Below are 11,435 nucleotides of genomic sequence, written 5' to 3'. Positions count from 1 at the left end.
GGCCGGCAGGTCGGTGTCGGCGTAGCGCAGCATCAGCTCCTGGTCGCCGGCCACCTGCTGGAGGCAGGCGGTGAGCGCGTCCAGCTCGCGGTTGAGGGCGGAGGCCGTCAGCGGGCCGCTTTCCAGGAAGTCGGTCATGCGCTCCACCGGCACGCGGCGGCGCAACGTCACCGTGGTGCCGGCGGCGGGGGCGGACGCGAAGGCGACGGTGCCGCCGGCGCTGTCCCCGGCGCCGGACACGGTGTAGCCGGTGGACTGGAGGGCGGCGCCCAGGAAGACCTGCACATCCTCCGACGCGAAGATCGGGAACGGGAAGGTGAAGGCGGCCTGCGCGCCGTCGGCGACGTACTGCGCGCGCGGCGTGCCGCGCGGGATCTGGATGGTCGCTGTCATGGGGGGCTCCTTGCGAGGATCAACGTCCTGCGCACGTTTTTCGTATTTCATCGCATCATCGAGTCGTTGCATTCTCTGAATACATTTGAATGCAAATATTTTTATTTAGCGCCCCGTTGAAAGTTGAATCACTCAAACCCAACTCCACCACGCTGCGCAAAGAGCACAACTTTGTTGGCAGCGACATCAGCGAAATCTCTCATGCTGGAGTAAATCATGTTTTCAGCACTCACTAAGTCTGGCCTTACCTTCTACTACAAGAAAGACGCCAAAGGAGAATGGCGTTGGCGCCTGAAGCACAGCAACGGCAATATCATTGCCGACTCTGGCGAAGGATATAAGAACAAGGAAGATTGCCTGCACGGCATCTCCCTGGTTCAGTCGTCGTCGACCGCTCTGATCAAAGAAGAGCATTAAAATACAGGAGGTGCGTCACAAATTATGTGGCGCACCTCCTCGCCAAAACCGAAAGAAGTAGGTTGGGTCTGGACCTATCGTCCTTCACGGCGGGGAATGTTGGGTTTTCGCTAGCGCTCAACCCAACCTACTGCCTGCTGATCCTTGGGGAAGAAGGCGTTGCCCCACCCTCCCACGCTTCGCGTGGGTCCCTCCACGGTCGCCCGCAAGTCGGGCGACCGCGCTTCGCCTACGATCACCTTCGGTGCTCGTTGCCTTCGGCACCGGCTCCGCGCCCCCTGCGGAGCAGGGGGAGGGTGTAAATCAAAAATACTTGCTCAAGAAGGCCAGGCGCTGGCGTTCGGCCAGCTGGGCCTGTTCGAGCAGGTTGCGGCGGCGGCGGTTGTCGATCTCCTGCTGGATCGCCTGGCGTTTCAGCTGGTCGACCCGCGCCGCCTTTTTGCCCTCCGTGTCGGTCTCGTTGACGAGGCCGAGCAGGATCGCCTCGCCCGAGCCGTCGGCGGCGCTGACGCCCTGCCCGCCCAGGCTGGCGCGGCTGCGGGCCATGGCGCGGCGCAACGCGTCGCGGCGACGGCGCTCCTCGGCCTCGGCCTGGGCGGTGAGGGCCGCGAGGCGGCCCTGGGCGTCGGCGTCCTGGGTGGCGGTCTCGGCCTGCTGGCGGGCAAGGGTCTGCGCCGCCTCCTGGTCCTGGGAGCGGGCGAGCCAGCCCAGCTCCTGCGAGCGCTGGGCGGTCTGCTGCGCCTGTTCCCAGGCGCGCTGCTGCTGCTGGCGCTCCCAGTCCTGGCGGCGCAGCTCGTCCTGGCGCTGCCATTCCAGGCGCTGCTGCTCGGCCGCGCGGCGGGCGTCCTCCTCGCGCTGGCGCTGCTCCTGCTGGGCCTTCAGCTCCAGGATCTGGCGCTCGTAGTCGTACCGCTGCTGGGCGCTGGCGGAACTGTCCGACGTGGTCGAGCCGCCGCGCGGGAAGGCGCTGGACACCGTGGAAACGACGGGCGCCACGGCGGTGACGAAAGGGGTGATTCCGGCCATCAGTCGCTCACCTTCAATTCCATGGTGACGGAGAGGAGCGTGAAGGGCAGCGGCGCGTCCTGTTCGATGCGCCACAGCGGCACGTCGATGTCGCGCCGCCAGCCCAGGGCGCGCAGCCGCCGGTCGCCCGACACGCGCGGCGGCGCGCCGTCGGCGGAACCATCGGCCGTTTTCTGGGGCCCGAAGCGGTGCAGCGGCAGGTCGTACAGCCCGCGCCCGACGTCGACGCGCAGCGCCGCCGTGTCCTCCAGCCGGAAGGTGACGGCGACGAGGCGCACCAGCGCACCGTCGGCGACCTGCCCGATCAGGTTGGCGGGCAGCGGTTCGATGACGTGGGCGTAGGGCAACCCGGCCTCCACCCGCGTGGCCGGCGGGTCGAGCGTGATGCGCCCGGCGGTGACGGGAACGGGGGCGCGCTGCACGCCGTCGGCCACGACGGCGACGCTACGGCCCTCCAGGTGGTCGAGCCCGGACCAGACGGCGATGGGCGTCTCGCTCTCCCCCACCAGGGCTGAGTCGAGGTTGAGGGTGTCGTCGAACCGCTCGATGGTCCAGGCGCTGCCGCGCCGGACCAGCAGATAGACGTCGTCGCCGACCACGGCGACGGAGCGCGCCTGCCCGTCGGTGGTCAGGCGCGTCCAGGCCGTCACCTGTTCGGCGCGGTAGACGGTGAGCGCGCCGATGGCGCCGTCCTCCATCACCACGAACAGCAGGCGGCGGCTCTTGTCGAAGTCCTGGTCGCGCGGCTTGCCGACGATGTGGCGGGCCAGCAATGCCAAGTCGTTGGCCTGGTAGGCGGCCTCGGTGTCGGTGTACAGGAACTCCCGCACCTCCTTGCCGTTGCGCGACACGAACAGAGTAGCGCCGTCCACGTCACGCGGCGCCAGCGTGCGGTCGACGGGGGAGCCGATGCGCGTCTGCCGGTTCAGCTGGATGTTCTGCGGCGTCAGCGGATCGCCCGACACCATGTACTCGGCCCCGGACGTGAAGAGCTGCAGGTGGCGGCCGGAGAAGACGGCGCGGATGGCGTTCACCTGATCGGACAGGATGCCGAACTCGATCGCCTCGTCGTCCTGGCCGGTGCCCAGGTCGAAGTTCCAGATGTCGGCCGAGCGCGACAGCCACAGCCGGTTGGGCAGGTCGCGCGAGCCGCCGACGACCAGCCGGTCCTGGTGGAATGCCGCCGCCACCGGCCAGCCGCGGCGCGGGCTGAAGGCCTGCTCGTCCCAGTTCACCGTGGCGTTGGTGTTGGGCAGCGTCTGTTGCACCGTGGCGTTGACCTGGGTGGCGGAGACGACGCCGGTGACCAGCACCTGTTTGCCCTGGATGCGCAGGCGCGTGTCCTCGTGCAGCGGGTCGAACACGGGGGCGGACGCCGTCACCGTGATGGCGCCGGTGGTGCCGGACGGGGTGAGCGTCACGGCGGCGTCGGCGAAGCGGTAGAAGGGCGTGCGCAGCGCGCCGTCCTCCTCCACATAGGCCCACTCGGCCAGCGTCCAGGTGGTGGCGCCGCTGCGCGTCAGTTTGCGCGGGGCCACGTCGGGGTGGCAGACCAGCAGGGTGTCGGCGCTCTGCGTCCAGGTGATCTGGTCCAGCTGCGCGGCGGTCCACGGGGCGTCGACCGAGGCGATGCGCGCGTCGTCCTGGTAGACGTCGATCATGCCGGCCGAGAAGGCCAGCAGGTAGACCTGCTCCGTGTTGAACTCGAACGCCACCAGCCGGCCGGGGCCGCGCGCCGCGTCGACGAAGGCGAGGCCGGAGCGGCGGGTGACGCCGCCGGTGGGGTGGATGAAGAGGTTGCGCAGGGACAGCGCCCCGTTGTCGTAGGCGCGCAGGTCGCCGCGCCCGAGCAGGCGGCGCGAGATCTCGCCCGCCGTGAAGTTGGTCTTGACCTGCCGGATCCGGGGCATCAGCCGCGCGCCTCGATCAGCGAGAAATCCTCGAAGCCCGGCTGCACGTCCTGCTGCGCGTCGATCAGCCGGGCGCGGCGGAACTCCTGCTCGGCCAGGCGCTGGAGCACCTCGGCGCGGCTGGAGTTCTCGGTCAGCGGCAGGCAGAACTCGGCCGCGAGGCGGGCGATGAGCGCCTGATCGAAGAAGGCCGGGAAGTCCTCCGGCTCCGGACGGCAGACGTAGGTCAGCACGACGGCGTCGGCCGCGGCGTGCAGCGCCTTGCCGGATATCCGGTAGTCGAGGCCGCGCCCCCGCCCGGCGCCGGCCGAGAGTGCCCGCAGGAAATCCGCCGGCAGCTGGAAGGCGTGCGCGTAGTCGGCCAGCGGTGCGGTGGCGAGGCGCGGCAGCGCGGCCTGCGCGGTGGCGAAGCTCCAGGCGCGGGCCGAGAGCAGCGCGTCGCGCGTGGGGGCGTACAGCGCGTCCGCCACTTCGGCTTCCGCCGTGCCCTCGTCGAAGGCGGCGATCGGCGCCGCGCCGATCTTCAGCAGCGCCCGGCTGCACAATCCGATCGCGGTGAGTGCCATGGGGAATTCCTTTTTGAACCCTCCCCCAGCCCCGCTGGGGGAGGGAGGGACCCACGCGCAGCGTGGGAGGGTGGGGGCAAGTTGTCGGCGAGGATCAGCGGCCCGCCCGGCGTAGGTTGGGTCGAGACCCAACACCCCTCGCGTCGCTGGGACTGTTGGGTTTTCGCTGACGCTCAACCCAACCTACGAACACTGATCCTTGGACAAGGCGTTGCCCCCACCCTTCCCGCCTTCGGCGGGCCCCTTCCCTCCCCCTGCGGAGCAGGGGGAGGGGGTGATCGTCAATCGCTGTCGGTCGCGCCGACCTGGGTCAGGTTGGCGACGTCGACGGTGCCGGAGGCGTTGCCGGCGACCAGGAAGATGCCGCCCACAGCCGTGCCGCTGGCGCCGGTGTTGGCGAGGATCATGTCGCCAGTGCGCAGCAGGTCGGCGGCGCCGTTGAAGTAGCCGGTGGTGTCGACGTCGCCGTGGGCGTCGGCGGTGGTGTAGTGCCAGAGCGTGAAGCCGTTGGCGTAGGCCAGCACGCTCAGGTCCTTCGGGGCGAAGGCCATGGGAAACTCCATCAGGGAATGGGAAACGGGGGCCGGAGGCGCGCCTATTCGAGGCAGCGCAGCGTGACGACGCCCGTGGGGTCGATGAGGCAGGCGCCCTGGCTCATCATGTTGTTGACGAAGTGCGAGGCGCGGTCGCCGTGCCACGTCACGTCGGTCTTCACGTCGGCACCGGAGGCGTGGCCGACCGCCGTCTTGTGGTACCAGTGGCACAGGCGCGCGCCGTCCTTCAGCGTCAGGCCGGAGTGCGGGACCCACAGCGTGCCCAGCCAGCGCTTGGCCTGGGTGCCGCGCCAGGGCAGCTCGTCCGCGCCGACGTAGTCGGAATTGGCGAACTCGTCGATGCCCAGCAGCTGGCTCCACTGCTTCCAGCCGACCACGGCGTAGCGCTGGCCGTCGTCGGGCACGTCGGCGTTGCCCATCTTCTCGAACGCCTCCAGGACCTTGGCCTTGGTCAGGCCGTCGGTGGCGGCCCCGGCGTGGTTGGCGGACTTGTCGAGTTCGAGGATGATCAGCTCGTCCGTCTTGCGGCCCAGGGCGTAGGCGCCGGCGTTGGCGATCACCTGCCGCTCGTCGATGTTGGTCTTCAATTCGTCCATCTTGTCGACCCAGTCGCCGGCGTAGTAGTCGGCCAGCAGGCACTCCACCGGCTCGTGCTCGACGTTCATCACCGGCACCTGGCCGTGCCGCGCCTTGGTGGAGGCGGTGCCCTTGCCGACCTTCTGGAAGACGGTGGAGGCGCCCCGGACGTTGTTCTTGGCACGGACCGTGTTGCGCAGCTTGGAGCCCATGCGCTGGAAGGCCTCGTGCACCTCGCGCTCGAACTGCTTGACGAAGGCGTTGGCCACGGTGGTGGACATAGGATTGCGTTCCTTTTGAAAAGCCGAAAAGGGATCGGGGAGCGCGATCCGCCATCCGGTTGTCGGGCGCGATGGATCCGGCGCGTCCGGCCGTGGGCGAGCGCACAAAAGGAAAGGGCTGGCCGGGCCTTTCGGTTGTCCGGCCAGCCCTTTCCAGGCTAGGCATGCAGGAGTGGAAGCGTCGCCGCCCACCGTGGAGGGGAGGATACACGGGGGGCGTTGACAAGGAGAGTTGTAGGACCGGACGCGGTCTGCGTCAAGAAAAAAATCCTACATTCAAACGTATGCGCGCGTGCGGGACAGGGGCGCGCTACGCGCGCTGCTTCAGGCGCTGTTCCAGCAGGCCGGCGGCCTCGGCGGCGGGAACGGGGCGGCCGGTCAGCCAGCCCTGGACGACGAGGCAGTTGTGGTGGCGCAGGAAATGCGCCTGCTCCGGCCGCTCCACCCCCTCGGCCACCACGGTCAGGCCTAGGAGGTCGGCCATGGAGATGATGGTGGAAACGATGCCGGCGTCCTCGCGTTCGCGCGGAACGCCGCCGACGAAGGAGCGGTCGATCTTCAGCGTCGTGATCGGCAGCCGCTTCAGGTAGCTCAAGGACGAATGGCCGGTGCCGAAATCGTCCACCGCCACGCGCACGCCGGCCGCCTTCAGCTCCTCCAGCACGGTCAGCGCATGCTCCAGGTCCTGCATCACCGCACCCTCGGTGATCTCCAGCTCGATCAGGTCGGGGGTGAGCGCATACTTGGCCATGACACGGAGGAAGTCTTCGCTGGAGCGCTGGCGCAGCTGCCGGGGCGAGATGTTGACGGCCACCGGCACCGGCTCCATGCCCTGGTCGATCCACTCGCGCATCTGCCGGCAGGCTTCCTCCAGCACCCAGTCGCCCAGCGGGACGATGAAGCCGGTCTCCTCGGCCACCGGGATGAACTCGCCGGGCGGGACCATGCCGTGGCCGGGGCGTTCCCAGCGCAGCAGCGCCTCGAACCCCTCCAGCGCGAAGTCGACCAGCGACACCTTGGGCTGGTAGTGCAGCCGGTACTCGCCGGCCGCCAGCGCGGCGCGCAGGTCGCGGTCCAGCGCCAGGTGGCGGCGCGCCTGGTCGGCCATCTCCTTCTGGAAGAAGGCGTGGCGCCGGCCGCCCATGCGCTTGGCGGCGTACAGCGCGGTGTCGGCGGCGCGGATCAGCTCGTGCACGTCGTCGGCATGATCGGGGAACAGCGCGATGCCGATGGAGGGGCGCACGTAGTGCTCGGTCCCCAGCAGCTCCACCGGGGTGTCGAAGGCGGTGAGGATACGCTGGGCCACGGCGGCGGACTCCTCGCCATCCGCCACCTCCTCCAGCAGGATGGCGAAGTCGTCGGAGCCGATGCGGCCCACCGTGTCGGCGGTGCGCACGGTGGCCTGCACGCGCTTGGCGACCTCCAGCAGCAGGGCGTCGCCGGCGTGGTGGCCCAGCGTGTCGGTGATCAGCTTGAAGCGCGACAGGTCCATGCACAGCACGGCGAAGCGCCGGTTGTGGCGGCGCGCCCGTTCGACGGCGCTCTCCACCAGCGACTCGATGAGCGCGCGGTTGGGCAGGCCGGTCAGCCGGTCGCGGGTGGCGAGGCGCAGCAGCTCGCGCTCGTGCTCCAGCCGTTCGGTGATGTCGGCCAGCACGGCGATGTAGTGATGCCGGCCGCCCAGCGGCAGGCCCGACAGCGACAGCGACACCTCCGCCCGCGGCTGGCCGGGCCGCTCGATGCCCAACCCTTCGACGCGCACCGCCTTGCCGCCCGACGCGTTGGCCCGGCGCGTCTCGAACATGGCCTCGACCCTGCCGCGGTCCTCCTCGGCGAACAGCGCGGCGAAGCCGTGGCCGACCAGCTCCGGGCCGGCGAGGCCGAACAGCGACTCGGCGGCCGGGTTGTGTTCGGCGATGGCGCCGTCCTCGCCGACCAGGACGATCGCCTCGCCGACGTTGCGCATGATGCCGGACAGCCGCTCGTCACGCTCGATGATGGCGCCGGCGGCGCGGCGGAAGTATTCCAGCGCGCGGGCCATGGCGCCGAACTCGTCGGTGCGGTCCTGGCCGGGGATGTCGATGTCCGTGCGCCCCTGGGTGAGGCGCGCCATGCGCGACGACAGCGCCTCCAGCGGCCCCAGCACGTGTTCCGACAAAAAGGCCGACAGCGGCCAGGACAGCACCAGCAGCAGCGCCAGGAAGCCGCCGAAGGCCAGCACGTTGCGGGTGAACTCGCGGTCCAGGTCGGCGGTGCCGAAGGCGGCGCCGATGGTCCAGCCCCACGGCTCGAACCGGCCGGTGGCGACGACGGCCCGGCCGCTCTCGGGCCAGCCGGCGGGGGCCTGCCCCTCGGTGAAGACGGTCAGGCGGAAGACGTCGCCGCCCAGCCCCTGCACGGCCAGCGTGGCGCGGGCGCGCGCGTCGCTGACCGACAGCTCGCCGCGCTGGACGGCGCCGTTCAGGCTGGCCAGCATGGACTGCGCGGATTCGACCAGCCCGGCGGCCAGCCGCTCGCGCTCGCCGATCATGCCCTGGCGCAGGAGGTACAACGCCGGAATGGCCGCCAACAGGCAGCCGAGCAGGCCGACGATGGTCAGCCAGCGGATCTTCCGACGCAGTGTCATGCCCTGCCGCACGTCCCTTCCGGCCGCGCGGGGAAGCAGCGGGCCGGGTTATGTTTCCGTAATCAAACTGACGATTTCATTACAGGGATGCAACATCCTTTTCGGCATCGCGGCGCGGATTCTTGCGCCTTTTCGTTGCGGCTCGCGATCATTATCAATCGAAGGGAACACTTGGCGATGGCTGACGCACAAACAAAAGGCCCCTCTCCCTTGAGGGGAGAGGGGTTGGGGTGAGGGTGGTTACGGCCGGATGGCCGGAAGAAAGACTCTTTGTCCCGGCTTCCGCCGGTAACGACCCCTCATCCCAACCCTTCTCCCTCAAGGGGAGAAGGGCTTCATAGGTCACTACGCCCCCGGGTACAGGCGCTGGAAGCCCTCGGTCACCTTGGCGACGGTGGCGGGGTCGCGGTCGCGCCAGTAGCGGGGATCGCGCATCAGGGCGTGCAGGTCGCCCTCGCCCGCCGCGGCGGCGGGCTCGCCGCGCTCCAGGGCGGACGGCTCGCCGCCGGTCATCATCCGGTAGAGCGCCATCACCCCTTCATAGGTGGTCGACAGGCCCTCGACCGCCGCCGCCGGCAGGTTCTTGGCCGCCCAGGCGAGCAGCTGGCGCGACACCTCCCGCCATTTGGCCTCGCCGCCGAAATGCTCGACCAGACGTTCGACCTCGCGCTCGGCCTGGAACTCGGCGGCCAGCTGCTGGATCAGCGGCATCAGGTGCTCCGCCGCAAGGTCGTAGACCAGCTGCGCCTGCTGCGGCGAGAAGCCGGCGCCGTGCAGGCGGGCGTTGATCGCCGGGTCGGGCGTGAACATGCCGTGGTCGCAGGCGATGCAGTAGCCGTCCGGGCTGTCCGGCACGCCGAGCAGGCTGTTGATCCGCGACGGGTCGACGCCCGCCGCCAGCCGGCGTTCCAGCTCCAGGTAGGACTTCAGCAGCGCGTCGACGCGCACGGCGCCAGCCTGCGCGTCCCAGAACTTCTCGGGCAGCAGCGGCGGGCGGACACCGGATAACGATGCGGATAACGACGGGTCGGCCGGCGGGGCGGCGGGTAAGCCCTCGGGCACGGTGGCGGTCAGCAGGTTTTCGGCCATGGCGGTTCTCCCAAGCAGGGGTCAGGGTGAGGTGGGGGTCCCCCGGCCGCGCGCGGCCAGGGCGAGGATGGTGGCGACAAGGGCGCGCTGGCCCTCCAAGTGGCGCAGCGCCGCCTCCGGCGCGTCGGGGCCCAGCGTGCGGCTGAGCGTCATGGCGCGCAGCACGGCCAGCACGCGCTCCCCGTCCGGGCCGGCGAAACAGCGGGCGAAGCTGGGTGCGGGGTCGTCAGCCGGGTTGGGGTTTGCGGGATCGGCGAACCAGTCCCAGCCGGCGGCGTCAGCCATGCGGCACCTCCGCCGGCACCGGGGATGGCGGCGGGGCGGCGGCGCTGCGCACCAGCTTGGCCGGAACGCCGAACGCCTCGGCCAGCCAGCGGGCGGTGGCGGCGGCGTCCACGGTGGCCAGCGCCGAGGGGCCGAGCGCCTGCGCCGCCTCCAGCCAGCGCAGCGTCGCCTGGGCGTCGCGCTGCGCCTGCGCCTGGGCCAGCGGCGAGCGGTGCTGGAGCTGCACCAGCCGGCCGTCGACCATCACGTCGGGGATCTCGCCGCGCCGACGCAGGATGGCCACGCCGCGCAGCACCAGCGGGGTCAGCAGCTCCGCCTGCAGCCGGCCGTAGGTGGCGCCTAGCAGGCGCGCCATCTCGGCCGAGCGCTCCAGCACCTCGGTCGCCGTCATGCGCCCCTCGGCGATGGGGGCGAGGCGGTCGGCCATGAGCGCGTGGCGGATGCGCGCCCGCAGGTCGTCGAGCACGAGTTGGGAGACGTCGAACCGCCCGGGGGCGGCCAGCGGCGTCAGCCCGGCGGAGCCCACCGCCTTCGGAATGATGGTGCCGGGAACGAGGCGGATGCTGGCCGGGTTCAGCACGCCGTCGTCGTCCGCCTGCCAGATGCCGGTGACGGCGATGGAGGCGTTCTTCAGCACGAGTTCGACCACCTTGTTCGCCGTCTTGATGTCCGGCAGCGCCTTCATGACGGGGGAGCGGCCGTAGACCTCGCCCGGCGCCTTCAGCCAGCGGAAGCTGATGAAGGGGGACTGGGCGAAGCGCCCCTCGGCCAGCAGCACCGGTTCGGCGATGCCGCTGTCCAGCACCACGGTCCAGCGGTAGGCGGTGCCCTCCGGCAGCACCGCCTCGACCACGGCGAAGCGGGCGTCGGGGTCCTCCTGCGCGCGCCGGCGCACCTCCTCCGGGATGTCGGCGGCGGCAAAGCGCCGGACGATCTGGGCCAGCGTCCGCTCGCTGCGGCGGTAGGTGCCGTCCAGGCGGCCCTCCGGCCCTTCCTCCAGCACCGCCTCGGCCAGCGGCACGGCGGTGAAGCGGAAACTGGACGCCTCGCCGGGGGCGGACTCCTCCATCAGCAGGCAGGCGGTGCCGACGGTGGCGAGGTCGAGGAAGGCTTGGTGCGCCTCCACGGCGTAGTTGGAGCGGTCGAAATGCGCCTGCGCGATGGCCGCGGCGCGGTCGAGCATGGGGGCGACGCGGTCGCGCTCGGCGTCCGACAGGTCGGGGCCGGGGACCAGCGCGAACCAGCTGGACCACGGCGGGGTCAGCTGCGCCAGCAGGCTGGCGGCCAGCTGTTCCACCGCGTCGGGCGCGGTGCCGTCGAACAGCCGGTCGACGCGGCGCTCGCCGGGGCGGGCGGCGTGCAGGAACGGCCGGCCGTTGGGCAGGGCGTAGTCGTAGCAGTCCTGCCAATGGCTCTCCCACACCGACCGGCGCTGGCGCGCGGCGTTGTAGCGTTCGAGGAGGAGGGCCGGTTCCGGTTGGGTCTTCTTCGCGGCGGTCACGGCGTCACTCCCCCAGGAGGCGCTTGCGCGCGGGCGCCAGTGCGTTGGTGTCGAGCACGCCGCGCCAGGAGGTGCGCACCAGACCGGCGCGGCTGCGCGTGCGGCGCTGCATGGCCTTCTCGGCCACCGCCTCCGGGTCCGGGTCCGGCTCGGCGGGCGGCTGCTGCACCGGGGCGGGGGTCGGGGCGGGGGTGGGAGCGGGCGTGTAGGA

The 11,435-nt window shown here is 70.7% G+C and carries 11 protein-coding genes and 1 pseudogene; 1 reads left to right on the top strand and 11 read right to left on the bottom strand.

The features are described 5' to 3' along the window. Positions 1-393, bottom strand: a 393-nt coding sequence (locus tag VED21_RS19120) for a phage tail fiber protein (RefSeq protein ID WP_324884944.1), incomplete at its 3' end; no start/stop codon positions are given. Positions 394-609: 216 nt separating this feature from the next. Here VED21_RS19120 and VED21_RS19115 point away from each other — a divergent pair. Further along, positions 610-810, top strand: a complete 201-nt coding sequence (locus VED21_RS19115) for a YegP family protein (protein ID WP_324884942.1) — start codon at positions 610-612, stop codon at positions 808-810. 303 nt (positions 811-1,113) lie between these two features. Here the strand turns inward: VED21_RS19115 and VED21_RS19110 are convergent, their stop codons facing one another. From VED21_RS19110 to VED21_RS19065, 10 genes and pseudogenes are all read right to left on the bottom strand, one after another. Further along, a complete protein-coding gene (locus VED21_RS19110; protein WP_324884940.1) occupies positions 1,114-1,836 on the bottom strand; it encodes a hypothetical protein in 723 nt (240 codons plus the stop codon). Then, on the bottom strand, positions 1,836-3,746 hold the full coding sequence (locus VED21_RS19105; RefSeq protein ID WP_324884938.1) for a hypothetical protein: 1,911 nt from the start codon (positions 3,744-3,746) through the stop codon (positions 1,836-1,838). Before VED21_RS19105 ends, VED21_RS19110 begins: the two co-directional genes overlap by 1 nt. Beyond that, positions 3,746-4,312: a hypothetical protein gene (locus VED21_RS19100; protein WP_324884936.1), complete on the bottom strand. Its 567-nt coding sequence runs from the start codon at positions 4,310-4,312 to the stop codon at positions 3,746-3,748. Before VED21_RS19100 ends, VED21_RS19105 begins: the two co-directional genes overlap by 1 nt. A gap of 281 nt (positions 4,313-4,593) precedes the next feature. Then, positions 4,594-4,863: a hypothetical protein gene (locus VED21_RS19095; RefSeq protein ID WP_324884934.1), complete on the bottom strand. Its 270-nt coding sequence runs from the start codon at positions 4,861-4,863 to the stop codon at positions 4,594-4,596. 44 nt (positions 4,864-4,907) lie between these two features. Further along, positions 4,908-5,723: a phage capsid protein gene (locus tag VED21_RS19090; protein ID WP_324884932.1), complete on the bottom strand. Its 816-nt coding sequence runs from the start codon at positions 5,721-5,723 to the stop codon at positions 4,908-4,910. 310 nt (positions 5,724-6,033) lie between these two features. Further along, on the bottom strand, positions 6,034-8,349 hold the full coding sequence (locus VED21_RS19085) for an EAL domain-containing protein (RefSeq protein WP_324884930.1): 2,316 nt from the start codon (positions 8,347-8,349) through the stop codon (positions 6,034-6,036). A gap of 345 nt (positions 8,350-8,694) precedes the next feature. After that, entirely contained in the window at positions 8,695-9,438 is a 744-nt protein-coding gene (locus VED21_RS19080) for a capsid assembly protein (protein ID WP_324884927.1), read from the bottom strand. A gap of 21 nt (positions 9,439-9,459) precedes the next feature. Beyond that, positions 9,460-9,723 (bottom strand): hypothetical protein, encoded by a 264-nt coding sequence (locus VED21_RS19075; RefSeq protein WP_324884925.1) that lies wholly within the window; start codon positions 9,721-9,723, stop codon positions 9,460-9,462. Next, a complete protein-coding gene (locus VED21_RS19070) occupies positions 9,716-11,224 on the bottom strand; it encodes a portal protein (protein ID WP_324884923.1) in 1,509 nt (502 codons plus the stop codon). Before VED21_RS19070 ends, VED21_RS19075 begins: the two co-directional genes overlap by 8 nt. Positions 11,225-11,228: 4 nt before the next feature. Then, positions 11,229-11,435: pseudogene (locus VED21_RS19065) on the bottom strand (hypothetical protein); the annotation flags it as partial.

Source organism: Azospirillum sp., assembly GCF_035627195.1.
Lineage (GTDB): Bacteria > Pseudomonadota > Alphaproteobacteria > Azospirillales > Azospirillaceae > Azospirillum.
This window is presented reverse-complemented; position numbering and strand designations above follow the sequence as displayed.

Coding starts and splice junctions, on each gene's coding strand:
- VED21_RS19105 (WP_324884938.1), bottom strand. CDS start 3,746: ATGCCCCGGATCCGGCAGGTCAAGACCAACTTCACGGCGGGCGAGATC.
- VED21_RS19115 (WP_324884942.1), top strand. CDS start 610: ATGTTTTCAGCACTCACTAAGTCTGGCCTTACCTTCTACTACAAGAAA.
- VED21_RS19090 (WP_324884932.1), bottom strand. CDS start 5,723: ATGTCCACCACCGTGGCCAACGCCTTCGTCAAGCAGTTCGAGCGCGAG.
- VED21_RS19095 (WP_324884934.1), bottom strand. CDS start 4,863: ATGGCCTTCGCCCCGAAGGACCTGAGCGTGCTGGCCTACGCCAACGGC.
- VED21_RS19080 (WP_324884927.1), bottom strand. CDS start 9,438: ATGGCCGAAAACCTGCTGACCGCCACCGTGCCCGAGGGCTTACCCGCC.
- VED21_RS19100 (WP_324884936.1), bottom strand. CDS start 4,312: ATGGCACTCACCGCGATCGGATTGTGCAGCCGGGCGCTGCTGAAGATC.
- VED21_RS19075 (WP_324884925.1), bottom strand. CDS start 9,723: ATGGCTGACGCCGCCGGCTGGGACTGGTTCGCCGATCCCGCAAACCCC.
- VED21_RS19110 (WP_324884940.1), bottom strand. CDS start 1,836: ATGGCCGGAATCACCCCTTTCGTCACCGCCGTGGCGCCCGTCGTTTCC.
- VED21_RS19085 (WP_324884930.1), bottom strand. CDS start 8,349: ATGACACTGCGTCGGAAGATCCGCTGGCTGACCATCGTCGGCCTGCTC.